The following is a 24,885-nucleotide window of genomic DNA, read 5'->3' on the forward strand; positions in this document are numbered from 1 at the left end:
GCGCCGGGCCGCGCCGGGCCGGGCGGGACGTGCGTCGAGCGGGGCGTGGAACAGCTGGGCCCGCGTCGCGCTCGCCCGACCGACGCCGCTTCGCCCGGCGCGGGTGACTCGGGCTGGGCCCGCTCTGCGCCGGGCTTCGCCGGCCTGTCGCTCGCCGGGCTCCGCCCGCGCCAGGCGACGCCCGCGCCGGGTTCCGCCCGCGCCAGGCGACGCCCGCGCCGGGCTCCGCCCGCGCCAGGCGACGCCCGCGCCGGGTTCCGCCCGCGCCAGGCGACGCCCGCGCCGGGTTCCGCCGCGCCACGACGTGCCAGGCCGCGCCGTTCCGCCGCGTCGCGCCCGGCCGGCCCGCCGGCTTGCCGGGCTCCGCCCGCGCCAGGCGATGCCCGCGCCACGACGTGCCAGGCCGCGCCGTTCCGCCGCGCCGTTCCGCCGCGCCGCGTCGCGCCCGGCCGGCCCGCCGGGGCCGCTGTGCCGGCGCGGGTGGCTCGGGCGGGGCCCGTGCCGGGAGTCCCCGTGCGGGCCCGCCGGGAATAGCATGATCCCCATGCCAGCCCTCACTCGCGCCGAAGCGGAGGGGCGTCGACGACTGCTCGACGTCCGCTGCGTGTCCGTGGACCTCGATCTGACCGTCGGAGCCGAGGTGTTCCGCTCGGTCACGGTGATCTCGTTCGGGTGCCGGACGCCCGGGGCGGGGACGTTCCTCGACGTCAAGCCCGACCGGCTGCATCGCGTGGTGCTGAACGGGCGGGAGCTGGACCCGGGCGCGCTCGCCGACGGGCGGTTCCCGCTGGAGGCCCTCGCCAGCGACAACACGCTGCTGGTCGAGGCCGACATGGCCTACTCCCGCACCGGCGAGGGCATGCACCGCTACGTGGACCCCGCCGACGGCGAGGTCTACGTCTACACCCAGGCCTTCCTCGACGAGGGCCCGCGCATCTTCGCGGCCTTCGACCAGCCCGATCTGAAGGCGCCCTACGAGGTCGCCGTCACCGCGCCCGCCGAGTGGACCGTCGTCGCGAACGCGGACGCCGTGGGCGAGCGGGAGGCGGCGCAGGAGCGGGAGGGGCGCCGGGACGCCGTCCGGACCCGGTTCGCGCCGACCGCGCCGATCAGCAGCTACCTCGTCTGCGTGGTGGCGGGGCCGCTGCACTCGGTGCGCTCCGAGCACGACGGCATCCCGCTCGGCCTGCACTGCCGCCGCTCCCTCGCGCCCTACCTGGACGCGGACGCGGAGGAGCTGCTCACCGTCACCCGGCAGTGCTTCGACGCCTACCACGCGCTGTTCCGTCAGCGGTACCCGTTCGCCGGCTACGACCAGTGCTTCGTGCCGGAGTTCAACGTCGGCGCGATGGAGAACCCCGGCTGCGTCACGCTGCGCGACACCTTCCTGTTCCGTTCCGCCGTGCCGGACACCGAGCGCGAGCACCGGGCGATGGTCGTCGCGCACGAGATGGCGCACATGTGGTTCGGCGACCTGGTCACCATGCGCTGGTGGGACGACCTGTGGCTGAACGAGTCCTTCGCCGAGTACCTGGGTTTCCGGGTGATCGCCGGGGCGACCCGGTTCTCCGGCGCCTGGACGGGCTTCGCGTCCACCAAGGCGTGGGGGCGCGACGCCGACCAGCGGCCGTCCACCCACCCCGTCGCGCCGGAGGCCGTCACCGACACCGCCGCCGCGCTGCAGAACTTCGACGGCATCTCCTACGCGAAGGGCGCCGCCGCGCTGCGGCAACTCGTCGCGTGGCTCGGTGACGAGGCGTTCTTCGACGGGGTCAACCGCCACTTCGACGCCCACGCTTACGGCAACGCCACCCTGGACGACCTGCTGCAGGCCCTGGCCGCGGCCAGCGAGCGCGACGTGCACGGCTGGGCGGAGCTGTGGCTGCGCACCACCGGCCCGGACACCCTGCAGGTGACCGGTGACGCGCTGCGCCAGACCTCGGCGGACGGCGTGCTGCGCCCGCACCGGATCACGCTCGGCAGCTACGACGGCCTCCCCGACGGCACGCTGGTCCTGCGCCAGCGCGTCGGGGTCGAGCTGGCCGACGGCAAGGAGGTGCCGCTGCCCGAGCCGCGCGGCGAGCTGCTGCTGCCGGACGACACCGACCTCGCCTTCGCCAAGATCCGCCTGGACGAGCGGTCCTGGAGCGTCGTCAGGGAATCGCTGGGCCGGGTGCCGGAGGCGCTGGCCCGGGTGGTGCTCTGGAACAGCGCCCGGGACCAGGTGCGTGACGGTGAACTGCCCGCCGCGGCCTACCTGGAGCTGGTCGCCGACCACCTGCGCGGGGAGACCTCCGTCCACCTGGTGCAGGACGTGCTGGCCTTCGCACGCCAGGTCGCCACCGACCAGTACCTGCCGCCGGAGCAGCGCCCCGGGGCGCTGGCCCGCCTCGGCGGGGTCTGCCGGGCGCTGCTGCGCCGCACCGAGGGCGACGCCTCGGCGGCCGGCCTGCGGCTGGTGGCGGTCCGCGGCCTGATCGACGCCGCCGCTACCCCGGTCGAGCAGGCCGAGCTGCGGGAGTGGCTGGCGGAGGGGGCCGTGCCGGGCGGACCGGAGCTCGACCCGGCGCTGCGCTGGCAGCTGCTGCTGCGCCTGTGCGTGCTGGGCGCGGCCGGTGAGGCCGAGATCGCCGCCGAGGCGGAGCGTGACCCGAGCGCGACCAGTGCCGAGGGCGCCGCCCGCTGCCGTGCGGCGCGGCCCGACCGGGACGCCAAGCTCAGCGCCTGGCAGGCGGTGTTCACCGGAGAGCTCTCCAACTACCTGCTGGCCGCGACGATCGACGGTGTCTGGCAGCCCGAGCAGCACCAGCTGCTCGACGAACTGGAACTGCCGAAGCGCTACTTCACCGACGCGGCCGCCGTCGCGGAGCGGCGTGGCGCGGCGGTGGCGCGGTTGCTGACCACGGCGGGCGGCTTCCCGTCGTACGCGGCGACGCCCGAGGTGCTGGCGGCGGGGGAGCGGGAGCTCGGCCGGGACGGCCTGAGCGTCGCGCTGCGACGCGGCCTGACGGACCGTCTGGACGACCTGCGCCGCGCGGTGCGCGGCCGGACCCTGGTCGGGTCGGACTCGGACGCGGACTTGGACGCGGACTTGGACGCGGAGGAGGGGGAGCGATGAGCGCGGTGCTGCACGTGACCGGTCGGGTCCTGGTGGGCCCGGAGGACGTCCGGGACGAGCTGTGGGTGGTCGACGGCCGGATCAGCTTCACCGCGCCCGCCGGTGGCGAGGTGCGGACGGTCCGGGGCTGGGTGCTGCCTGGTCTCACCGACGCCCACTGCCACGTCGGCCTGGACGGGCACGGCGCCGTCGACCGGGCGACCAGCGAGAAGCAGGCGCTGGCCGACCGTGACGCGGGCGCGCTGCTGCTCCGTGACGCCGGCTCCCCGGCGGACACCCGCTGGGCCGACGAGCGAGAGGACCTGCCGCGGATCGTCCGGGCGGGTCGCCACATCGCGCGCACCCGCCGCTACATCCGCAACTACGCCCACGAGATCGAGCCGGACCAGCTCGCCGGGTACGTGCGCGAGGAGGCGCGGCGCGGCGACGGCTGGGTCAAGCTCGTCGGCGACTGGATCGACCGCGACCTCGGCGACCTCGGCGCCTGCTGGCCGCGCGAGGTCCTGGCCGCCGCGATGGCGGCCGCCCACGAGGAGGGCGCGCGGGTCACCGCGCACGTCTTCGGCGAGGACTCGCTGCGCGACCTCGTCGAGGCGGGCATCGACTGCGTCGAACACGCCACCGGCCTGACCGAGGACACCATCCCGCTGTTCGCGGAGCGCGGGGTGGCGATCGTCCCGACGCTGGTCAACATCGCCGGCTTCCCCGAGCACGCGGCTGCGGGCGAGGCGAAGTACCCCGCGTACGCGCGCCACATGCGCGCGCTGCACGCGCGCCGCTACGAGACCGTCGCGGCGGCGTACGACGCGGGTGTCCCCATCTACACCGGCACGGACGCGGGCGGCTCGCTCCCGCACGGGTTGATCGCCCAGGAGGTCGAGGAGCTCGTCCGGGCGGGCCTTCCGCCGCTGGCCGCGCTCTCCGCGACAACCTGGGGCGCGCGTGCCTGGCTGGGCCGGCCGGGTCTTGCGGAGGGCGAGCGGGCCGACTTCGTCGTGTACGACGAGGATCCGCGCGCCGACGTCCGGGTCCTGGCGGCCCCCGCGCAGATCGTGCTGAACGGCCGCGCCCTGCGGGCGTAGCCCCTGGATCGGGCAAGTGCGGGTCGCGGCGCACGTGACAGGGCTACGCTCGAACACGAAAACCAGGAGGTCGGCGTGGACGGTCTGCTCGAACGCGAACACGAACTCGACGCTGTCCGTGCCGCCGTCACGGCCCTGCGGGACGAGCGTTCGGGCGCGCTGGTCGTGGTGACGGGTGCGGCGGGGCTGGGCAAGACCAGTGTGCTCGCCTCCGTCCGGGAGTCCGCGCGTGCCCAGGGGCTGCTCGTGCTCGCCTCCCGAGGCGGCGAGCAGGAGCAGGGCTCGGCCTTCACCGTCGTCCGCGGCCTGCTGCGGCCGCTGCTGGAGAGTGTCGGCGACGACGAGCGGGACGCGCTGCTGGGCGGCTGGAACGCCATCGTCGGTGCGGCGCTGGGCGTGGCGCCCAGCCGTGGCGCCGCGCCGGACCCGCAGGGTGTGCGGGACGGGCTGGACTGGGTCGTCACCAACCTCGCCTACCAGCGCGGGCCGTTGGTGCTGGTCGTCGACGACGCGCACTGGGCGGACGCCGAATCCCTGTCCTGGCTGGCCGGTTTCGCCGGCCGCGTGGCGAACCTGCCGGTGCTGCTGATCGTGGCGTACCGGCCGGACGAACTGCCGGACTGGGCGGACGCGTTCCGCGGCATGGCGGGGGACAACGGCGTCACGCCCCTCGGACTCTCCGCGCTCACACCGGAGGCGGTGGACGCCCTGGTGCGCCGGATCTACGCCGATGACGACGACGGCGCCGGCGAGTTCGGGGAGCCCGCGGCCGAACCCGCGGCAACGGCAACGGACATCGACGGCATCGGCGGCATCGACGCGGAGCGCGACTTTGACCCGGACCTCGGCCCGGACGACGCCGACCTCGTCGGCGCGTTCGCCCGCGACGTCTGGGCGCTCACCGGGGGCAATCCCTTCGAGACGGTCGAGTTGGTGGCCAAGGCCCGGGTGCGCGGCATCGTCCCGAGCGACGGTTCCTGGATCCGCCTGCGGGAGCTGGCCGCGGAGAACACCGGCAGCGGCCTGATCTCCCGGCTGCGGCGGCTCGGTTCGGGACCGGTGCGGCTCGCCCGCGCCGTCGCGGTCCTGGGGATCGCCACCCCGGTCGAGCAGGCCGCCGACGTCGCCTGTCTCGGCCCGGCCGAGGCGGACTCCGCGGCCGAGCGACTGCGGCACGAGCGTGTCCTGACGGGACGGCAGATCCTGGAGTTCGTCCACCCGTTGATCGCCACCTCGGTGTACCGCAGCATTCCGGAGGAGGAGCGCACCGACCTCCACGACCGGGCCGCGCGGCGCGTGCTGGACGCCGGACGCAGCCCCATGGTCGCGGCCCGGCACTGGCTGGAGGTGCCGCCGCGCGGCGACGCTCAGGTGGTGGGCCAACTACGGGAGGCGGCACAGCTGTTCATGCAGTCCGGAGCGCCCGAGACGGCCCAGCGCTGCCTCGCGCGGGCCGTGGAGGAGCCGCCGCCGGTGGCCGAGCGGGCGCACGTGCTCTTTGAACTCGGCTGCTCCACCCTGCTCTACGACCCCGCGGCCACGGCCGACCAGCTGCGCATGGCGCTCGACCAGCCCGTGATTCCGACGCCGCTGCGCGAGGAGGTCAGCGTCCGGCTCGCCCAGTCGCTCGCCCACAGCAACAGCCTCGCCGAGGCGGCCGGCATCATGGCCGAGGAGGCGCAACGCGCCGAGGACCCGGCGGTGCGGCTCAAGATGCAGGTGTGGCAGTTCATGTGGGGCGCCTTCGACGCCTGGGAGGAGGGATCGGAGGAGCGCTCCAAGCGGCTGGCGGAGCTGGCCGAGCGCCTCGACGCCGACGGCGACCGGTCCATCGCCGCCCGCTACGTGCTGGGTCTGCGCGCCTGGGACGCGACCGTGCGCGGCGAGCCCGTCGACGTGGCCCTCTACTACAGCGACCGCGCCCTGGAGGGCGAACTGCGCTGGGCGCACCCGGAGTGGGGCTTCGAGGTGCCGGTGCTGACCGCCCTCGTCCACATGTACGGGGACCGCCCGCAGCGCGCGCTCGACCTCTTCGTCAAGGGCATCAAGGAGTACGAGGAGGCCGGCTGGCGCGGGGCGCACCTCTCGTTCGGGCACACCATCCTGGGCTACGTCCACTACCGCACCGGGGATCTGGCGGAGGCCGAGAAGGAGGCCCGGTACGGGCTGGAGCTGGCCAACCGTGTGGGCGTCGGCACGCCCGTCCACTGGTACGCGGTGGGCACCTTGATCGCGGTGCTGACGGCGCGCGGAGCGACCCAGGAGGCGCGGGGGCTGGCCGACCGCTACGAGTTCGCCGCGCCGTACTCCAATGCCGTCGTCTTCCCCGACTCGCAGACCGTCCGCGGCGGACTGCTGCTGGGGCTCGGCGAGTTCGTCGACGCCGAGGCGGAACTCTCCCAGGCCGGCGCCCGCCTGGACGCGCGGGGCATGCGCAACCCCGGCTGGTGCGGCTGGCAGCGGGGCCTCGCGGCGGCCTGTGCGGGCCTCGGTGACCTCGACCGCGCGCGGGAGGCGGCCGCCGACCAGCTCCAGCGCGCCGAGCACTACGGCGCGCTCTCCGCGATCGGCGCGGCGATGCGCGCGGCGGGCGAGCTGGAGCCGGATCCGCGGGTGCGGGTGACGCGCCTGGAGGAGGCTGCCCAGATCCTGGAGCAGGCCCCCGCCCCGTACGAACGCGCACGCGGCCTCTACGACTTGGCCCTGGCCCGGGTGGCCGCCGGGCAGGACGCCGCGGCGACGGCCGACGCCTTCCGCCGGGCCGCCACGGCCGCCGACGCCTGCAGCGCGGACGGGCTGGCGCGCGAGGCGAGAGAGCACCTGTAGTCCTCCAGGGCGGCCGCACCGCCCGGGGGGTGGCTCCGCGGTGTCGGCGGGCCTGGTTAAGCTTCTCGGCGTGGCAGCACGTCCTTTGCATGAGATCGTCGAACCAGGCTGGGCCGAGGCCCTCGCTCCCGTCGCGGGCCAGATCGCCGCGATGGGCGAGTTCCTGCGCGCGGAGGTTGCCGCGGGGCGGACGTACCTTCCGGCCGGCGCGCACATCCTCCGGGCCTTCCAGCAGCCCTTCGAGGATGTGCGGGTCCTGCTCGTCGGGCAGGACCCCTACCCCTCCCCGGGGATGCCGATAGGGCTCAGCTTCGCGGTCGACCCGCAGGTGCGGAACCTGCCCGGGAGCCTTGCGAACATCTTCTGGGAGCTCCACCAGGACCTCGGCCTGCCCAAGCCCGCCAACGGGGACCTGCAGCCCTGGAGCCGGCAGGGGGTGCTGCTGCTCAACAGGGTGCTCACGGTCCAGCCGCGCAATCCGGGCTCGCACCGTGGCAAGGGCTGGGAGGCGGTCACCGAGCAGGCCATCCGTGCGCTCGCCGCCCGGGGCAAGCCGCTGGTGTCGATCCTGTGGGGCAAGGACGCCAAGGAGCTGCGCCCGCTGCTGGGCGACTACCCCGCGATCACGTCCACCCACCCGTCACCGAAGTCGGCGGACCGTGGCTTCTTCGGCTCCCGCCCGTTCAGCCGCGCCAACGACGCGCTCGCGCGCCAGGGCGCGCGGCCCGTGGACTGGCGACTGCCCTGACGGTGGGACGAATATCCGCATGCGGAATGGACTGAACCATTCCGCATGTTGCGGCCGTGACGTCGAGCCGATGCTCCGTCATGTCCTTTGCTTCACCCTGCACATGGGATATCGGCGCGCCCCGGAATAGATCCATGCCGACCCTGCGGGCGGTGGCCGTCGTTCCGGTTCGTGCAAGTCCGAGTTCACCGGGATGTTGCCGAACCGTTGACCCCCCTCCCAGTGGTTGCTAACTTCTGGCATCGCAAGGCAGCGGATCTTGGCCGGCCGACCGGTCGTGAGCCGCACGTACGTCAGCTCAACTCCTGCACTACGGAAGCCGGTTCGCGTCCTGCGGTGATCCCGCCCGGCCGCGGTCCGGTGCACCGACCCCTCGACCGTGCCACCGCTAGCACGAGCGGTGGCACCCCCCTCGATTCGAGAGGCAGCACATGACGCACGGACTCCTGTCGCGCCACCGCACCGGTGCGGCGATCCTGGGCGCGGCCGCTCTGGTGGCCGCCAGCGCCGCGATATCGGCCGGCACCGCCTCCGCCGCGACCACCGCCGACAACAGCGGCTCCCACGCCTTCACCAACCGCGGTCACGGCTACATGCCCGAGCTGGCCGACTGGAAGTCCGCCCAGAAGGGCGCCCGTCACGCGTCCGGCACGCTGACCTACGGCGGCGGTACCGCCGGCGTCGGCGTGATGAGTGTCCAGCCCAAGGTCTACCTGGTCTTCTACGGTAACCAGTGGGGCACCCAGGGCACCGACGCCAACGGCAACCTGACCTTCAGCAACGACCCGTACAACGCCGCTCCGGTCGCGCAGAACCTGTTCAAGGGCATCGGCACCGGCGGCGAGCAGTGGTCCGGCACCCTCACGCAGTACTGCGAGGGCGTCGCCAAGGGCGCGACCACCTGCCCGTCGACCGCCGCCCACGTCCCCTACCCGAGCAACGGCGTCTACGCGGGCGTCTGGTACGACAACTCCGCGGCCTCCCCGGCCCAGACCACCGGCCACCAGCTCGGTGCCGAGGCCCTCGCCGCGGCCCACCACTTCGGCAACACCACGTCGGCGGCCAACCGCGGCGCGTACTACATCATCCTGTCGCCCCACGGCACCAACCCGGACAACTACCAGAGCACCACCACCGGGTTCTGCGCCTGGCACGACTACAACGGCGACACCACCCTGACCGGCGGCGCCGTCACCTCCGACGTGGGCAACTTCGCCTTCTCGAACCAGCCGTACAACATGGACCTGGGCGCCAGCTGCGGCGTCAACTTCATCAACTCCGGGACCGCGGGCACCCTCGACGGCTGGACGATGACCCTGGGCCACGAGTACTCGGAGATGATGACCGACCAGTTCCCGGCGGGCGGCTGGACCAACGCCTCCAACGGCCAGGAGAACGCCGACGAGTGCGCCTGGCTCAAGACCGGCACCGGCGCCGCGGGCAGCGTCACCATGGGCAACGGCACCTACACCCTCCAGGGCAGCTGGTCCAACGACACCAACGCCTGCGCCCTGACCCACCCGACGGTCGGCTGACCCCAGCTCCCCTCGGCCCCCTCACCCGGATCCCGGCGCCGCCCCCCGCGGCGCCGGGATCCGGCGTCAGCCCTTCCGCCGCGGACGGGTCCGCGGGCCCGGCGCGCGGCGGGCGGCGGGCGTGATCTGCCGGCACCTCACGCCGGCGCGCGCCGGGGGCACCCCGGAGGATCAGCCGGCTGTCCGTACCGATAACCGCCTCCCGACGTGGCAAGTCCTGCTCAGAACCAGTCGGGGTCGGTGTCCGCGGCTGTACGGTCCAGGGTGTCGAGGAGGTCGAACTGGGGGCCGGTCCTGGGCAGTTCGATGCGGTAGAAGTAGCGTGCGGCCTGGCGCTTGCCCTCGTGGAAGGGGTCGGTGCGCGTGCCGGTGGCGAGGTACTGCTCCAGCCAGATCCAGGCCAGGACGACGTGGCCGACGGCTTCGAGGTAGGCCGAGGAGTTCGCCAGGGCCGTGGCCGGGTCGCCGGTGGACCAGAGGCGGGCCGTGGTGCGGGCGACGCGCGCGGTGGAGCGGGTAAGGGACTCGGCGAGGTCGGCGGCCTCGCCGCCGGCGCCACGGGCGCGGTCGGCCGTGGCGGTGACGGTGTCCAGCAGGAGCCGGAGCCCGGCGCCGCCGTCCATGACGACCTTGCGGCCCAGCAGGTCCAGCCCCTGGATGCCATGGGTGCCCTCGTGGATCGGGTTGAGGCGGTTGTCGCGGTACTGCTGCTCGACGTTGTACTCGCGGGTGTAGCCGTAGCCGCCGTGGATCTGGATCGCCAGGTCGTTCGCGGCCAGGCACCACTGCGAGGGCCAGCTCTTCGCGATCGGCGTCAGCACCTCCAGCAGCAGTCGGGCCCGCGTGCGCGCGGTCTCCTCCGGGGCGGTTCGCTCCTCGTCGATGAGCCGGCTGCAGTACAGGCTCAGCGCCAACGCGCCCTCGACGTAAGACTTCTGGGCCAGCAGCATGCGCCTGACGTCCGCGTGCTCGATGATCGGTACCTGCGGGGCCCCCGGATCGCGCCCGGCGAGGGGGCGGCCCTGCGGGCGGGTGCGGGCGTAGTCCAGCGAGTGCAGGTAGCCGGTGTAGCCGAGTGCGGTGGCGCCGAGGCCGACGCCGGTGCGGGCCTCGTTCATCATGTGGAACATGTAGGCTAGGCCGCGGTGGCGCTCGCCCACCAGATGGCCGACGGCACCGGGCGCACCGCCCGGACGGTGCACGCCCTCACCGAAGTTGAGCAGGGTGTTGGTGGTGCCGCGGTAGCCCATCTTGTGGTTGAGCCCGGCCAGCACCACGTCGTTCCGCTCGCCGGGCGAACCGTCTTCGGCGAGCAGGAACTTGGGCACCACGAAGAGCGACAGGCCCTTGACCCCGGCCGGGGCGCCGGGCGTGCGGGCCAGCACCAGGTGCACGATGTTCTCGCTCAGCTCGTGGTCGCCACCCGAGATCCACATCTTGTGGCCGAACAGCCGGTAGCCGCCGTCCGGCTGCTCCTCCGCCCGGGTGCGCACGTCCGCCAGGGACGAGCCGGCCTGCGGCTCGGACAGGCACATGGTGCCGAAGAAGCGCCCCGCCACCATCGGCCGCACGTAGCGGTCGATCTGCTCCTCGCTGCCGTGTGCCAGCAGCAGGTTGGCGTTGGCGACGGTCAGGAACGGGTACGCCGAGGTGCCGACGTTCGCCGCCTGGAACCAGGCCATGCACGCGTTGGCGACCACCGTCGGCAGCTGCTGGCCACCGATCTCGTGGTCCATCGCCGCACCCGTCAGACCCGACTCGGCGAAGACCTCCAGCGCCGCCTTGACCTCGGGGATGATGTGCACCTTCTCGCCGTCGAACCACGGCTCCTCGCTGTCGCCGCGCTTGTTGTGCGGGGCGAAGTGCCGGGTGGCGATGGCCTCGCTCAGGTCGAGGACGGCGTCGAAGGTCTCCCGGTCGTGCTCGGCGAAGCGCGGGCGGCGGGTGAGCGCGGTGACGTCCAGCCAGTCGTGCAGCAGGAAGTCGAGGTCGCGCCGGGAGAGCAGGAGCGAGTTCATGGCGTCCGTTCGAGGGAGGCGTCGGGGGAGACGGGGAGCGGGGGACGTCAGACGGTGGTGCCGATGCCGCCGTCGACGGGGATCACGGCGCCGGTGACGTAGGAGCCCGCGCGGCTGGAGAGGTAGACGGCGACGCCCGCCATGTCGTCGGGGCGGCCGATGCGGCGCAGCGGGGCTCCCGCCGCGATCTGGTCGCCGACCGCCTCCAGGGTGGCGGCCATCATCCTCGACTCGAACGGGCCGGGCGCGATCGCGTTGACCGTGATGTGCTGCGGTCCGAGCTCCTTGGCCAGCACCCGGGTCAGGTGGTGCAGGCCCGCCTTGCTGGCCGCGTAGGAGTAGGTGGGCAGCGGGCTCACGTGCAGACCGTCGATCGAGCCGACGTTGATGACCCGGGCGGGGTGGTCGGCCGTCCCGGCGGCGCGCAGCAGCGGCAGCAGGGCCTGGGTGAGCAGGAACGGGCTGCGCAGGTTGAGGTCCATCACCTTGTCCCAGCCGCTGACCGGGAAGGTGTCCAGCGGCGCGCCCCAGGTGGCGCCCGCGTTGTTGACCAGGATGTCCAGCTTCTCCTCGCGGGCGGCGAGCTCCTCGGCGACGCGGGCGATCTCGGACTCCTCGGACAGGTCCGCCGGGAGCGCCACGGCCTCGCCGAAGAGCTTCAGCTCGGCCACCGCCGCCTCGCAGGCCTCCGCCTTGCGTGAGCTGACGTAGACCTTCGCGCCCGCCTGCAGCAGGCCGCGGGCGATCATCAGCCCGATGCCCCTGGTGCCGCCGGTGACCAGGGCGGTCCTGCCGGAGACGGAGAAGAGATCGTTCACAACTGCTCCCGGAAGCTCTCGTGGGTCCTGACCTGCGTCGTCGCCTGGGCCCGCGGGCGCGGGAACCGCGCGGACACGGGCCGCCGAGCCCACGCTAGGGGCCGGGGACGCGTGCGACCATAGGCGTCTGCACATCGATCATGGCCCGGGATGTGCAAAGTGCCCAACCGTGCCACCGCGAGGGGAGCCGCTCCGTCATGCCGCAGCCCGTCGGATCGCAGCCGCTGGGAGGCGGGGAGCCGGATCCCGAGGTCGCCGCGCACATCCGGGCGACGGCGGGGCACCTGCTGCGCCACGGCGGGGAGATCCTGGAGGCCGTCGGCCGGCAGATCGCGCAGGAGACCCCGGAGTCGCTCGACGACCCCGTCATGGCCGAGAAGATCGCCGCCAGCACCCGCGACAACGTCGGCCGCTGGCTCCACGCCAACGAGCTGCACCCCGGCCGCCCGGTGACCACCGAGCTCACGCCCGAGAACCTGGACGTGGCCAGGGACCTGGTGCGGCGCGGGGTGGACGACCGGTTCCTGGTGTGGGGCTACTGGCGGGCGCAGACCTTGCTGTGGCGCGAGTGGATGGCGGTCGCGCTGACGGCCGTCCCCTGCCCGCCGGGGCTGCTCGCCGACTCGCTCGACCGCTCGGCCCGGTCCATGACCCGGTTCGTCGAGCGGACCCTGAACGCGGTGCAGCGACGGATCGACGAGGAGCGGCGGCAGTTGGTCGGCGGTGTGCCGGCGCGTCGGCTGGAGACCGTCACGCTGCTGCTGGAGGGCGCGCCGATCCCCGAGGACCGGGCGAGCGCCCGGCTCGGCTGCGACCTGCGGCAGCGGCATCTCGCCCTGGTGCTCTGGCAGCCGCGCGGCGGCGCCGGGCAGGGCGATCTGGAAGCGGCGGCGGACCGCGTCGCGGAGCTCCTCGGCGCCCGGCCACCGCTGGCCGTGCCGTCCGGGCTCTCCGTGCTGTGGGCGTGGATCGGGGTCCCCGAGACCCCTGATCCGCCGGTGCTCCGGGAGGCGCTGCGACAGACGCTGCCGGACGGGGCGCACCGCCCGTTCGTCGCGGTGGGCGGGCCTGCGCCGGGCGCCGGCGGGTTCCGGCTCGGCCACCAGCAGGCGCTGACCACGCAACGGCTGGTCGGCAGGCTCGCCCGGCCGCCGCTGCTGACCGCGTACGAGGAGGTCCAGGTCGTCGCGCTGGCCCTGCAGGACGAGGAGCAGGCGCGGCAGTTCGTCGCCGACACGCTCGGCCCCCTGGCCTCGGCCGCGCCCGAACTCGCCGAGACGCTGCGGGTCTACCTGCAGGCGGAGTCGCATGCGGGACGCACGGCGGAGCTCCTGTACACCCATCGCAACACCGTTCGGGGGCGGGTGGCCCGGGCGGAGCGGCTGCTGCCGAGACCGCTTGCCGGGCGGGTTCCCTCGGTCGGGTTGGCGCTGGAGCTGCTGCGCTGGCTGGAGCCCGCTTGACCGTGGTTGCAGCTGAGCTGCAGTGACGCGTGGTGATTCTGGGGATGCATCACCCGTATGAGTGAACTGACCGCGTGTGCTGACCCGGTGACGGACGGTTCGCAAGAATAAGCGGCGTCCGACACCGTGCCTCGCCCGTCCGTTCCCGGTGGGCACGTTCGTTCCCAGGTGGGGGTTGTTCCGTGTTGTCCCGTCGTCGCTTCGCCATGCCCTTCGCCGTCTCCGGCGCGCTCGCCGCGGTCTCGCTGCTGGGGGTGGCCGAACCCGCGCGGGCGACGACCGGTCCGGGCACTGCGGCCGCCACCACGGCCGAGGTCGCCCTGGACGTGAAGCTGCTGAACGCCGTCGACATCCCCGTCGACGTGTCCCTCAACAAACTGACCGCCCCCGCGTCACGCAGCGGCGCCGCGCTGACCGCCGTCGTCGGCAGCGGGGTCGAGGCCGGGCGTCCGGTCAACCTGTTGACGGCCCAGGTCGGTCAGACCGACGCCACGGTCGGCGCCCACGGCGCCCACGCCGCCGTCAACCTCGTCGACGCGCACCTGCACCTGCCCGGCCTGCCGCTGACCGACCTGCTCGGGGTCCACGCGGTGTCCGCCGAGGCCGACTGCCCGGCCCACGGCATGCCGACCGCGAGCGCGGAACTGGCGGGCGAGGTGACGGTCCTGGGCGTGCACGTCCACCTGAGCGTCGACGGGGTGACGAAGGTCCCGGTGCCGGCGCTCGGCGAGGTGGACCTGAAGCTCTCCCAGCACGGCACGACCTCCGACTCGGCGGCGGCGACGGCGCTGGAGCTGGACGTCGAGGTGAACCCGCTGGCGCTGAACGTCGCCGCCGTGAGCGGGAAGATCGTCCTGGCGGACGTCTCCTGCACCAGGGGTTCCGGCGGCGGGTCGGACTCCGGTGGCGGGGCCAACGGCGGCTCCAGTGGCGGGTCCGGCGGTGGAGACGGCGGCGGGGTGCCCTCGGGCGGGCCCTCGCAGGGCGTCAGCGGCGGGGGGAGCGGCGACACGGGCGCGTCGGGTGGCGGCACGGGCGGCTCCGGAGGCACCTCCGCGAGCCCGGTCGCGTCGGTCTCCACCCCGCCCGCGGCGTCCGGCGGCAGCGCGAGCGGCGACGGCGGTTCCGGCACCACGCACCTGGCGATGACGGGCGCGAGCAGCGCCACGCCGGTGATCGGCGGGGTCGCCGTGGCCCTGGTGGCCGCAGGCGGCGGCGCCGTCGCCCTGACCCGGCGCCGCCGGCGGCGCTAGGGGCTCCGCCGTGGGCGTGAGCAACCACCGGTGTGCGGACGGCCCTGCTCGTTCGGTGTTCCACCCGCGTGGGAGGGGCACCTCAGGGGCCTCAGGGGCACCTCCCGGCCGAAGGCTGGGGGATTGTCGCGCCGACGCGGCGGAGCCGCACATCAGCAGAGCCCGCGCCCCTACAGGGCTTGTCCGAGTGCCGCGCAGAACGCGTCCGTCGTGGCGCGGTCGCGGACCGCGATGCGGAGCCAGTCCGGGCCGAGGCCCGGGAAGGTGTCGCCGCGCCTGACCGCGAAGCCGGACTCCCGCAGGCGCAGCCGGATCTTGTCCGCGTCACGGAGCTCGATCAGCACGAACGAGCTCGCCGGGGTGCCGTGGACCCGGATGTGCGGGAACGCCGCCAAGCGGGACAGCAGGTACTCCCGGTCGGCCGCCGTCGCGGTGGCAGCCGCCTCCGCCTCCGCCAGTGCGGCCGGAGCGCAGGTGGCGATCGCCGCGGCCAGCGCGGGGGAGGAGACCGGCCACAGCGGCTGTGCCGCCTCCAGCCGGGCGACGAGATCGGCGGGACCGAGTACGTAACCGATGCGCAGGCCCGCCAGGCCCCAGGTCTTGGTGAGGCTGCGCAACACGACCAGCCCCGGTAGGTCACGGCGGGAGGCGACGCTCTCAGGCTCGCCGGGGACGGTGTCCGCGAAGGCCTCGTCCACGACCAGGACCCGGCCCGGGCGGGCGCACCCGGCCAGCGACGAGGCCGGGTGCACCACGGAGGTGGGGTTGGTGGGGTTGCCGACCACGACCAGATCGGCATCGGAGGGGAGCGCCGAGGGGTCGAGTCGGAACCCCGCCTCCGGGGCGAGGAGCAGCCGGTCCACCGGGTGCCCGGCGTCGCGCAACGCGGCCTCGGGCTCAGTGAACTGGGGGTGCACCACCACGGCGCGGCGAGGGCTCAGCGCGCGTGCGAGCAGCACGAAGGCCTCCGCCGCGCCCGAGGTGAGCAGGACCTCCTCGGGCGGGCGGCCGTGCCGCGCGGCCACCGCCGCGCGCGCGGCGGTGCCGTCGGGATAGGCGGCCAGGTCGCCGAGGCTCTCGGCGAGGACCGCGCGCAGCCACGCCGGGGGCGTGCCCGTGCGCACGTTGACCGCGAGGTCGACGAGACCGCCGCCGACCTCGCGGTCGCCGTGGTGGCGGAGCAGGTCGCCGTCGTCAGTGGGCATGGCTGTGGTCGTGGCTGTGGTGACCGTGGTCGCCATGACCGTGGTGGTGGCCGTGACCGTGGTCGTGCGACGGGTCGTCGGGGTGGTGGTGCGGGCGCTGCGGGGCGCCCACCTTCGCCTCGAAGCCGGGCATGGCGATGCGGTAGACGCAGGTGTCGCAGTTCATCCGCAGATCACCCTGCTGGGTCTCGCGGTACCGCTCCAGCACCAGCTCGGCCAGTTCCTCGGTCGCGCCGAGCACGCCAGCCTGCCGCACGTCCACGTCCGGGTGGGCCGCGGCCCACGCGCTCGCCTGCTCGGCGACGCGGTCCGGCAGGATGCCGGTGAACAGGAAGTACGGCAGCACCACGATCCGCTCGGCGCCCAGCAGCCGGCAGCGCGTCAGGCCGTCGGGGACGCTCGGCGCGGCGAGCGAGACGAAGGCCGTCTCCACGCCCGCGAGCCCGCGGCCCTCCCAGAACAGCCGTGTCACCTTGGCCACTTCGGCGTTCGCGTCGGGGTCGGTCGAGCCGCGGCCGACGAGCAGCACGGTGGTCCCGGCGCGCTCCTCGGGGGTGATCACCTCGTCCAGGCGTCGCTCCAGCACCGTCAGCAGGGACGGGTGCGGGCCGAGCGGGCGACCGTACCGGAAGCTGGTGCCCGGGTGGCGCTCGCGCTCGCGCACCAGCGCGGCCGGGATGTCGCCCTTGGCGTGCCCGGCGGAGACCAGGACCAGCGGCACGGCGGCGAAGCTCCGGGCACCCTGGCCAACCAGCTCGGCGACGGCGTCGGCCAGCGGCGGCGGGGACAGCTCGATGAATCCGCCCCCGACGGGCGTCTGCGGCAGGCGGGTCCTCAGGATCTCGACGAACGCGCGGAAGGCCTCCGCGCCGTCGTCGTCGCGGGTGCCGTGGCCGACGAGCAGCAGCGCGGGGGAGGTCACAGGTTCTCCTCGGGGGTCGGGTCGAGCGTGTCGTACAGGTCGGGGTAGAGCAGGGCGTTGACGGCCGCGGCGGCGACGGCCGAGCCGCCCTTCTCGGAGATGTTGCTCACGCCGGGCAGCCCCGACGCGCGCAGCGCCGCTTTGGACTCGGCGGCGCCGACGAAGCCCACCGGCAGGCCGATCACCAGCGCCGGACGGGCATCGAGTACGAGCAGCTCCTCCAGGGCGGTGGGCGCGCAGCCGATCACCCAGACGGCCCCCGGGCCGACCTCCGCCAGGGCCATCCGCACCGCCGCGGCCGAGCGGGTCAGCCCGGCGGCCGGATCGGCCTTGGCCTGCCGCACCCGGCAGACCGACTCGCGCGCGGTGATGCCGGCCGCGACCATCTCGACGTCCGCGACGATCGGCGCGCCGGCCGCGAGGGCCGCCGCGGCGGCGCGCAGCACCGACTCGTCGGCGATGACCAGGTCGTCGAAGTACTCGAGGTCCGCGCTGGCGTGGACGATCCGCTCCGCCACCGCGCGCGTCAGCGGCGGCAGACGGTCGGTGTCGTGGCGGGCGCGCAGGCGCCGGTAGGACTCCAGCTCGATGGGGTGGACCTGACGGCGGGTCATGAGACGGGCTCCTGGGGGGACGCGACGGGCGCGACGGAGGCGCGGGACGAGCCGGCAGTCAGGTGGGCGGCGGTGCGCCGCGCCCGGCTCACGCCTGCCACCGGTAGCCGCGCGGGGTGACGAACCGTCCGGCGACCTCGCGCGAGGCCGTGTTGCCGACGGTCACCACGGTGAACATGTCCACCTCGGCCGGATCCAGCGCCGCCAGCGTCGTCACCCGGTGCCACTCGTCCGGGCGGGAGACGCTGCGGGCGATGCCGACCGGCGTCGCCGGCGCGTCGCGGTGCTCCGCGAGGATCGCGAGCGCCTTGGGCAGCTGCCAGTCACGGGCGCGGCTGCGGGGGTTGTAGAAGGTGACGACGAGATCCGCCTCCGCGGCGGCGCGCACCCGGCGCTCGATGACCTCCCACGGGGTGTGCAGGTCCGAGAGGCTGATCGAGACGTGGTCGTGGCCGAGCGGGGCGCCCAGCAGCGAGGCCGCGGCCATCGCGGCGGTCACGCCCGGGACGCCGACCACGTCGATGTCCGCGCCCGCCTCGGCCAGTGCCGGGGAGGCCATGGCGTAGACGCCCGCGTCGCCGCTGCCGATCAGCGCGACGGCGAGGCCCTGCTGGGCCAGCCGCACCGCGCTGCGGGCCCGCTCCTCCTCCGCGCCGAGGCCGGTGGCCTCGATCCGGACACCGGGGCGGAGCAGGTCGCGGATCTGGTCCACGTACTGGTCCAGGCCCACGACGACGGAGGCGCGGCGCAGTTCGGTGCGGGCACGGTCGGTCAGCAGGTCGCGGGCGCCGGGGCCGAGCCCGACGATCGCGAGCCGGCCGCGGACCGCCCGGCGGGCGACGGCGACGGTGGCCATCGCGGCGCGGCCCTCCGGCGCCGACTTCCGCTTGGGCACCAGGAGTTCGGCGGTCCCGGCGGCGTCGGCGGCGAGCAGCGCGGCGGCCTCGGCGACGCTGGGCGTGCCGAGGGCCGCAAGCGGCGCGTCGGAGGGGTTCGGCACGGCGACGGTGGCGAGCTCGTCGGCGGTGAAGAACCGCACCGGGACGCCGAGTTCGGCGGCAGCTGCGAGCAGGCCGGGCTCCTCGGCCTTGGCGTCGGCGCTCGCCAGACTGTGCAGGGAGCGCGGGTCGAGGCCCGCGTCGGTGAGGGCGGCGTGCACCAGCCCGAGGATTTCCTCGGCCGGGGCGCCCTTGCTGGCACCGACCCCGACGACCAGGCTGGGCGTGAACAGCCGCACCGTGGGCACGTCGCCCTCGGGCACGAGGCTGTCGCCGACGACGATCGTCGGGGCGTCGGCCGGGGCGTCCGGCGTGACGTTCGCCGGGAGGGCCGGGAGCGGGAAGAGCTCCGCGCCGACCAGGCGGACCGGATCGCCGTCCAGCAGGGCGCGGCTGACCGCCGCGAGGTCGCCGCTGACGGGCAGTCCGAGCGTGTCCAGGCCCGGGACAGCGGTCGCGTCGGTGGCCGTGGTGATCACGGGCCGCGCGTCGAGCGCCGCCGCGACCCGCGCCGCCAGCTCGTTGGCGCCGCCCTCGTGGCCGCCGAGGAGGGCCACGGCGAAGCGGCGGGACTCGTCGACGCAGACGACGCCCGGGTCGGTGTGCTTGTCGGAGCTCTCGGCGGCCAGCAGCGGCGCGAGCAGGCGGACGGTCGCGCCGGTGGCGAGGAAGCAGACCAGCTGCGTGCACTCGGCGAAGGCCGTGCGGACGGACTCGCCCACGGGCCCCTGGTACAGGCGGCAGTCGTCGGGCCCGAGGGCCTCGGCCAGCTCGGTGGCGGCCCGGCGGCCTGCGGCGGTGGCGGCGATCAGGCCGATCACTTCGCTACTCCCTGCGGTGCGGTGGTGGCGGGGCGGGTGCCCCAGAGGACGAAGACGGGGTTGGTGGCGGCGAGGCGGGTGACCTCGCCCGGCAGCGGGGCCAGCCGGTTGGCCTGCAACTGGACGCCCTCGACGGCCAGCCCGGCCTCGCGCAGGGCGCGGCGCGCCTCCGGCACCCGGTCGAGGGCGGCCAGGGTGACGACGACCGTGCGGCGGGCCCGGGCGGCGGCCAGGGCGACGACGGCGGCCAGGTCCGCTCCGCCGCCGCCGACGAAGACGGCGTCCGGGTCCGGCAGTTCGGCGAGCGCCCCGGGTGCGCGGCCGTGGACGACGGCGACCGCGTGGGCGACGCCGTGGGCGGCGGCGTTCGCGCGGATGCGCTCCACCCCGTCCGCGTCGCGTTCGACCGCGACGACGGCCGCGCCGAGGCGGGCGCACTCGACGGCGACGGAACCGCTGCCCGCGCCCACGTCCCAGACCAGCTCGCCCGGGCGCGGGCCGAGCCGGGCCAGGGCGAGGGCGCGGACCTCCGCCTTGGTCAGCATCGCGTCGCGGTGGGCGAAGGCCTCCTCCGGCAGCGCCCAGCCGCCCTCGGGAGCGCCCTGGTACCCGGCGACGGTGCGCATGACCGCCGCGACGGGCGGCGCGGTGTCGGCGAGGCTCAGCACGACGTTGACGGCGGGCCAGTCGCGGGCGGCGGCCTCGGCGGGAGTCAGCTCGACCACGCTCTCGGCCGGTCCGCCGAGGTCGGCGGCGACGACGAGGCGTCGACGCAGGCCCGGCATGGCCGCGAGTGCCGCGCCGAGCTCGGCGGGTCCGGCACCGGGCGCGGTGAGGACCGCGACCTTCCGCTGCGAGCGGCAGATGTTGAACGTGGGCCGCGGGTCGCGGCCGTGGGCGCTGACGACGACGGCGTCGTCCCAGGGCACGCCGAGGCGCGCGAAGGCGTGGGCGATGCTGCTCACGCCGGGGCGCACGTCGAGCGCGTCGGCGCCGAAGCGTTCGGCGAGGGCGCGGACGATGCCGAAGAACCCGGGGTCACCGGAGGCGAGGACGAGGACCCGGGCCTCCGGGTCCTTCGTCCGGAGGCCGGTGACGGCGTCGAGCGCGGGCGCGAGCGGACCGAGCGCCAGCGCCCGGTCCGCGGGCACGTGTGCCGCGTCGAGGTGGCGACGGGCGCCGAGCACCAGGTCGGCCTCACCGACGAGAGCACTGATCTCATCAGTGAGCGACGCACTGAGGACGCTGATCACTGCGAGCCGGGCTCGTTCGCCCCCGCCGTCCGCAGCTGCCGGCGCGCCGCACGGTCCGCCTTGCGGAAGGTGTGGAAGTGCCCCGGGTGGTAGAGGTGCGAGCGGGTGCCGTGGGCGCCCAGCGCGGGGCCGACCAGGAAGAGCGTGTGCTTCCACAGCCGGTGCTCCTTGACCGTCGCCTCCAGCGTGGCGATGGTGCAGGTCAGCAGCAGCTCCTCCGGCCAGGTCGCCTGGTACGCGACCACGACCGGCGTCTCGGGCACGTAGCCGCCCTCCAGCAGCTCCTCGACCAGCTGCTTGCTGCGGGCCGCCGAGAGGAAGATCGCCATCGTGGTGCCGTGGCGCGCGAACTCGCGCACCTCCTCGCCGGGCGGCATCGGCGTCTTGCCACCGCCCAGGCGGGTCAGGATCACGCTCTGCGCGACCTCCGGGATCGTCAGCTCCCGCTGCGCGATCGCGGCGACGGCCGCGAACGAGGAGACACCGGGAACGATCTCGGTGTCCAGACCGAGCTCGCGGCAGCGGTCCAGCTGCTCCTGCACGGCGCCCCACAGCGACGGGTCGCCGGAGTGGATCCTGGCCACCTTCGTGCCGTCCTGCGCGGCCCGCCCGTAGACGTCGAGCACGGCCTCCATCGGGATCAGCGAGGAGTCGAGGATCTCCGCACCCTCGCGGGCGTGCTGGAGCACCTCCTCCTGGACCAGGCTGGCTGCCCAGATCACCACGTCCGCCTCGGCGATGGCGCGGGCGGCGCGGAAGGTGAGCAGATCGGCGGCGCCCGGACCGGCGCCGACGAAGGTGACCCTGCCGCGGCTCTCGAGACTCGTGTCGCTCACAGCTTTCCCCCTCGGCCTTCGCGGCGCACCGGTGCGATCAGCGTGGACAGATACGGCAGTTCGGCGGGCAGCGGGGTCCCGGCGGCGCTGACCTGCTCGTCCGTCAGGCCCAGCGCGGCGCCCCACACGGCGTCGGCCTCCCGGCCGGAGTCGCGCAGCGCGGCGGCGACCTGCTCGGCGAATCGGCCGAACTTGTAGGCGACGACCGTGCCGGGGCCGGCCAGGGCCTCCTTCAGCACCTCGGCGCCGGCGGTGACGGGCACCAGGGTCAGCGGCTCGGTGCCCTCGGCGAGGACCGTGCCGCTTCGGGAGGCGAGGTCCTGCATCGCGGTGATCCCCGGGACCGTCTCGACCGTCAGGTCCTCGACCAGCTCCCGCAGCGTGTGCGCGAGGTAGGTGAAGGTGGAGTACACGTTCGGGTCGCCGATCGTCGCGAAGGCGACCGTCCCTCCGTCGCGCTCGCGCAGCAGCTCGGCGACCCGCGCGCCGGCCGCGTCCCACGCGGCCTCGCGCCGGGCCCGGTCCTCGCGCTCGTTCAGGGCGAACACCACCCGCACGATCTTCGCGGAGTCGGCGTGGTGCCGGACGGTGGCCTCGGCGCGCCCGAGCTCGCCGGTGTCCATGACCGGGACGACCACGGCGTCCGCCTCGCGGAGCACGCGTACGGCTTTGACGGTGACGAGTTCCGGATCACCCGGGCCCATGCCCACGCCGACCAGGCGTGGGCCAGACGCGCGTTCGCGCACGGCAGCAGTCCTCACTCGGGGTCCGCGCCCCGGCTCGTGGTGACGGCGGCCAGAGTTCCTGGCTCACGGGACGGCCTCGCCGTTCCCGCTGACAGTGGCGGGACCGCGCCGGAATCGCACCGGACTTCCTCGTCATTGCCGCCGTTGAATCAAACGGGCACCGCCCGTTCTTCTTGGGTCGTGAAATCCCACCATGCTGCGCGTATGGCAGTCAACCGGACCACTTGTGGGCTGAACCACGTCCCGTGACGCTCAGTCGCGGAGGTCGCCGTCCACGTAGACCCAGGCGCCGTCCTCGCGGCGGAAGCGGCTGTTCTCGTGGAGGACGCCGCTCGCGCGGCCCTCGCGGAAGTGCGCGCGGAACTCGACCGTGCCCTGCTGGTGGAACGGGCCGCCCTCGGTCGTGGTCACGATCTCCAGGCGCTCCCAGCGGAGCTCGGGCTCCAGGTCGATCGCCGGCGGGCGCGTCTCGGGGGCCCAGGTGCGCAGCAGGTAGGGGACGTTCCGCTCGGCGAAGGCCGAGAAGCGGGAACGCATCAGGGCCTCGGCGGTCGGGGCCTGGGCGTTGCCCGCGTGGAAGGGGGCGCAGCAGAAGGCGTACGGGCGGCCGGTGCCGCAGGGGCAGAGGGCGGTGCGGGTCATGAGGTCATTCTGCCGCGTGGGCACGGGCCTGCCGCACGAGGCGGAGGGCGACGGAGGGTGCGGCGGTCCAGTGCAGGTGGAGGTAGGAGGCGTGGAGGGTGGGCGAGGTGAAGCCCTCGGTGGTGAGGGTGCCGTCGTGGCCGCGCCAGCCCCAGGCGGGGGCCGGTCCCGCACCAGGAGTGGTGCGGGTGCGGTGGAACTCGTGGCCCGGCAGACGCAGGCCCGCCGGGGCGAGCGGGCTGTCGGAGAGGGCCACGGCCTCGCGGTAGCCGAGGGTCAGTCGTGGCGACATCTCCGCCTCGGCGTCGACGACGCCGCACATCGGGCGGCCGTCGAGGGTGCGGCAGAGGTAGAGCAGGCCGGCGCACTCCGCCGCGATCGGTGCTCCGGACGCCGCGAGAGCGGTGATCTCGTCGCGGAGCGCCTGGTTGGCGGAGAGCTCGGAGGCGTAGACCTCGGGGAAGCCGCCGCCGATGACCAGCGCGGACGCGCGCTCGGGCAGCTTCTCGTCGTGCAACGGGTCGAAGGAGACCACCTCCGCCCCGGCGGCGGTGAGCAGCTCCGCGTTCTCGGCGTAGGAGAAGGAGAAGGCAGCACCGCCCGCCAACGCGATCACGGGACGCGGCTGTGACGCGTGCTCAGGATCGAGAGCACCGATCTCCTCCAACGGATCCCACGGCAGGTCCGGCAGGGCGGGCGCGCTGCGGGCCAGCGCCAGCAGCGCGTCCAGGTCCACCCCGGCGGCCACCAGCTCGCCCATCGCGCGGACGGCGTCGAGCGCCGCCGCGTCCCGCTCCACCGCCGGCACCAGCCCCAGGTGCCGCGACGGCGTCGCCACCGCCCCGGAACGCCGCAGCGCGCCCAGCACCGGCACGCCGCCGCCCTCCTCCAGCGCCTCCCGCAGCAGCGCCTCGTGCCGGTCCGAGGCCACCCGGTTCAGGATCACCCCGCCGAGCCGCACCTGCGGGTCCCACGAGGCGAAGCCGTGCACCAGCGCCGCCACCGACCGGCTCTGCGAGGAGCCGTCCACGACCAGCACCACCGGCGCCCGCAGCAGCTTCGCGACATGCGCCGTCGAGGCCAGCTCGCCCCGCCCGCCGGCGCCGTCGAACAGCCCCATGACGCCCTCGACGACCGCCACGTCCGCGCCCACCGCCCCGTGCAGGAACAGCGGCGCGACACGCTCCGGGCCGCTCAGGAAGGCGTCCAGGTTGCGGCCCGGACGCCCCGTCGCCAGCGCGTGGTAGCCGGGGTCGATGTAGTCCGGCCCCACCTTGTGCGGCGAGACGGACAGGCCCCGCGCCGTGAGCGCGGCCATCAGGCCGGTCGCCACGGTCGTCTTGCCCGTGCCCGAGGCGGGCGCGGCCAGGACGACGCGCGGCACGGCCGTCACCACTCGATGCCCCGCTGCCCCTTGCGGCCCGCGTCCATCGGGTGCTTGACCTTGGTCATCTCCGTCACCAGGTCGGACGCGGCCACCAGCTTCTCGGGCGCGTAGCGGCCGGTGATCACCACGTGCTGCGAGCCGGGACGGTTCGCCAGCACCTCCAGCACCTCGTCCACGTCGATCCAGCCCCAGTGCAGGGGGTAGGTGAACTCGTCCAGGACGTAGAACCGGTAGGTCTCGGCCGCCAGGTCGCGCTTGACCTGCTCCCAGCCCTCGCGCGCCGCGTCCTCGGACTCGGCGATCTCCCGCTGGACCCAGGACCAGCCCTCGCCCATCTTGTGCCAGGCGACCGTGCCGCCCTCGCCGCTCGCGCCCAGCACCTTGAGCGCGTGCTCCTCGCCCACCTTCCACTTGGCGGACTTGACGAACTGGAACACCCCGATCGGCCAGCCCTGGTTCCAGGCGCGCAGCGCCATGCCGAACGCGGCGGTGGACTTGCCCTTGCCGGGCCCGGTGTGGACGGCCAGCACGGGCAGGGTGCGGCGCTGACGTGTGGTCAGGCCGTCGTCGGGCACGCTGGTGGGCTGTCCCTGGGGCATC

At 74.6% G+C, this 24,885-nt stretch carries 19 protein-coding genes and 1 riboswitch; of the genes, 7 read left to right on the top strand and 12 right to left on the bottom strand.

Annotated elements, in window-relative coordinates; all coding sequences use genetic code 11:
* Positions 1–544: 544 nt before the first annotated feature.
* The 5 genes from pepN to ABH931_RS15230 all read left to right on the top strand — a co-directional run bounded on the left by pepN (position 545) and on the right by ABH931_RS15230 (position 9,309).
* Entirely contained in the window at positions 545–3,118 is a 2,574-nt protein-coding gene (pepN, locus tag ABH931_RS15210; RefSeq protein WP_370113355.1) for an aminopeptidase N, read from the top strand.
* The gene (locus tag ABH931_RS15215) at positions 3,115–4,200 is read left to right on the top strand and encodes an amidohydrolase family protein (protein WP_370113357.1); all 1,086 of its coding nucleotides are present in this window, start codon (positions 3,115–3,117) and stop codon (positions 4,198–4,200) included. The genes pepN and ABH931_RS15215 overlap by 4 nt, the downstream gene beginning before the upstream one ends.
* Before the next feature lie 75 nt (positions 4,201–4,275).
* A complete protein-coding gene (locus ABH931_RS15220) occupies positions 4,276–7,026 on the top strand; it encodes an AAA family ATPase (protein ID WP_370113359.1) in 2,751 nt (916 codons plus the stop codon).
* Positions 7,027–7,096: 70 nt separating this feature from the next.
* Entirely contained in the window at positions 7,097–7,774 is a 678-nt protein-coding gene (locus tag ABH931_RS15225) for a uracil-DNA glycosylase (RefSeq protein ID WP_370113361.1), read from the top strand.
* A gap of 431 nt (positions 7,775–8,205) precedes the next feature.
* Positions 8,206–9,309, top strand: coding sequence for a hypothetical protein (locus ABH931_RS15230; protein ID WP_370113363.1), 1,104 nt, complete (start codon positions 8,206–8,208; stop codon positions 9,307–9,309).
* Positions 9,310–9,530: 221 nt separating this feature from the next.
* Here the strand turns inward: ABH931_RS15230 and ABH931_RS15235 are convergent, their stop codons facing one another.
* Both ABH931_RS15235 and ABH931_RS15240 read right to left on the bottom strand, forming a co-directional pair.
* Positions 9,531–11,327: an acyl-CoA dehydrogenase gene (locus ABH931_RS15235; RefSeq protein WP_370113365.1), complete on the bottom strand. Its 1,797-nt coding sequence runs from the start codon at positions 11,325–11,327 to the stop codon at positions 9,531–9,533.
* Positions 11,328–11,374: 47 nt separating this feature from the next.
* Complete coding sequence (locus ABH931_RS15240) at positions 11,375–12,145, bottom strand: SDR family oxidoreductase (RefSeq protein ID WP_370113367.1); 771 nt, start codon at positions 12,143–12,145, stop codon at positions 11,375–11,377.
* 197 nt (positions 12,146–12,342) lie between these two features.
* Between ABH931_RS15240 and ABH931_RS15245 the strand changes: the two genes are divergently transcribed.
* A complete protein-coding gene (locus ABH931_RS15245; RefSeq protein WP_370113369.1) occupies positions 12,343–13,608 on the top strand; it encodes a PucR family transcriptional regulator in 1,266 nt (421 codons plus the stop codon).
* A gap of 182 nt (positions 13,609–13,790) precedes the next feature.
* Entirely contained in the window at positions 13,791–14,861 is a 1,071-nt protein-coding gene (locus tag ABH931_RS15250) for an LAETG motif-containing sortase-dependent surface protein (RefSeq protein ID WP_370113371.1), read from the top strand.
* A gap of 170 nt (positions 14,862–15,031) precedes the next feature.
* Here the strand turns inward: ABH931_RS15250 and cobC are convergent, their stop codons facing one another.
* From cobC to cobO, 10 genes are all read right to left on the bottom strand, one after another.
* A complete protein-coding gene (cobC, locus tag ABH931_RS15255; protein ID WP_370113373.1) occupies positions 15,032–16,066 on the bottom strand; it encodes an Rv2231c family pyridoxal phosphate-dependent protein CobC in 1,035 nt (344 codons plus the stop codon).
* The gene (locus ABH931_RS15260; protein WP_370113375.1) at positions 16,056–16,988 is read right to left on the bottom strand and encodes a sirohydrochlorin chelatase; all 933 of its coding nucleotides are present in this window, start codon (positions 16,986–16,988) and stop codon (positions 16,056–16,058) included. Before ABH931_RS15260 ends, cobC begins: the two co-directional genes overlap by 11 nt.
* Complete coding sequence (locus ABH931_RS15265; protein ID WP_370113377.1) at positions 16,985–17,602, bottom strand: precorrin-8X methylmutase; 618 nt, start codon at positions 17,600–17,602, stop codon at positions 16,985–16,987. The genes ABH931_RS15260 and ABH931_RS15265 overlap by 4 nt, the downstream gene beginning before the upstream one ends.
* An 88-nt stretch (positions 17,603–17,690) precedes the next feature.
* Positions 17,691–19,421, bottom strand: coding sequence for a precorrin-3B C(17)-methyltransferase (cobJ, locus tag ABH931_RS15270; protein WP_370113378.1), 1,731 nt, complete (start codon positions 19,419–19,421; stop codon positions 17,691–17,693).
* Positions 19,418–20,674 (bottom strand): precorrin-6y C5,15-methyltransferase (decarboxylating) subunit CbiE, encoded by a 1,257-nt coding sequence (gene cbiE, locus ABH931_RS15275; protein ID WP_370113380.1) that lies wholly within the window; start codon positions 20,672–20,674, stop codon positions 19,418–19,420. Before cbiE ends, cobJ begins: the two co-directional genes overlap by 4 nt.
* Complete coding sequence (cobM, locus tag ABH931_RS15280) at positions 20,671–21,510, bottom strand: precorrin-4 C(11)-methyltransferase (RefSeq protein WP_370113381.1); 840 nt, start codon at positions 21,508–21,510, stop codon at positions 20,671–20,673. The genes cbiE and cobM overlap by 4 nt, the downstream gene beginning before the upstream one ends.
* Positions 21,507–22,256: a precorrin-2 C(20)-methyltransferase gene (gene cobI, locus ABH931_RS15285; RefSeq protein WP_370113383.1), complete on the bottom strand. Its 750-nt coding sequence runs from the start codon at positions 22,254–22,256 to the stop codon at positions 21,507–21,509. The genes cobM and cobI overlap by 4 nt, the downstream gene beginning before the upstream one ends.
* A 29-nt stretch (positions 22,257–22,285) precedes the next feature.
* Positions 22,286–22,436, bottom strand: a riboswitch (cobalamin riboswitch).
* Positions 22,437–22,508: 72 nt separating this feature from the next.
* Entirely contained in the window at positions 22,509–22,898 is a 390-nt protein-coding gene (locus tag ABH931_RS15290; RefSeq protein ID WP_370113384.1) for a YchJ family protein, read from the bottom strand.
* Positions 22,899–22,902: 4 nt separating this feature from the next.
* Entirely contained in the window at positions 22,903–24,291 is a 1,389-nt protein-coding gene (locus ABH931_RS15295; RefSeq protein ID WP_370113386.1) for a cobyrinate a,c-diamide synthase, read from the bottom strand.
* A complete protein-coding gene (gene cobO, locus ABH931_RS15300; protein WP_370113388.1) occupies positions 24,288–24,884 on the bottom strand; it encodes a cob(I)yrinic acid a,c-diamide adenosyltransferase in 597 nt (198 codons plus the stop codon). The genes ABH931_RS15295 and cobO overlap by 4 nt, the downstream gene beginning before the upstream one ends.
* Between the last annotated feature and the right edge of the window lies 1 nt (position 24,885).

The organism is Streptacidiphilus sp. MAP12-33, from assembly GCF_041261265.1.
In the GTDB taxonomy this organism is placed as follows: Bacteria; Actinomycetota; Actinomycetes; order Streptomycetales; family Streptomycetaceae; genus Streptacidiphilus.

What these genes read in the sequence shown, in the direction of transcription:
- pepN (WP_370113355.1), top strand. Translation starts at nt 545, where the DNA reads ATGCCAGCCCTCACTCGCGCCGAAGCGGAGGGGCGTCGACGACTGCTC.
- ABH931_RS15215 (WP_370113357.1), top strand. Translation starts at nt 3,115, where the DNA reads ATGAGCGCGGTGCTGCACGTGACCGGTCGGGTCCTGGTGGGCCCGGAG.
- ABH931_RS15230 (WP_370113363.1), top strand. Translation starts at nt 8,206, where the DNA reads ATGACGCACGGACTCCTGTCGCGCCACCGCACCGGTGCGGCGATCCTG.
- ABH931_RS15235 (WP_370113365.1), bottom strand. Translation starts at nt 11,327, where the DNA reads ATGAACTCGCTCCTGCTCTCCCGGCGCGACCTCGACTTCCTGCTGCAC.
- ABH931_RS15245 (WP_370113369.1), top strand. Translation starts at nt 12,343, where the DNA reads ATGCCGCAGCCCGTCGGATCGCAGCCGCTGGGAGGCGGGGAGCCGGAT.
- cobC (WP_370113373.1), bottom strand. Translation starts at nt 16,066, where the DNA reads ATGCCCACTGACGACGGCGACCTGCTCCGCCACCACGGCGACCGCGAG.
- ABH931_RS15265 (WP_370113377.1), bottom strand. Translation starts at nt 17,602, where the DNA reads ATGACCCGCCGTCAGGTCCACCCCATCGAGCTGGAGTCCTACCGGCGC.
- ABH931_RS15290 (WP_370113384.1), bottom strand. Translation starts at nt 22,898, where the DNA reads ATGACCCGCACCGCCCTCTGCCCCTGCGGCACCGGCCGCCCGTACGCC.
- cobO (WP_370113388.1), bottom strand. Translation starts at nt 24,884, where the DNA reads ATGCCCCAGGGACAGCCCACCAGCGTGCCCGACGACGGCCTGACCACA.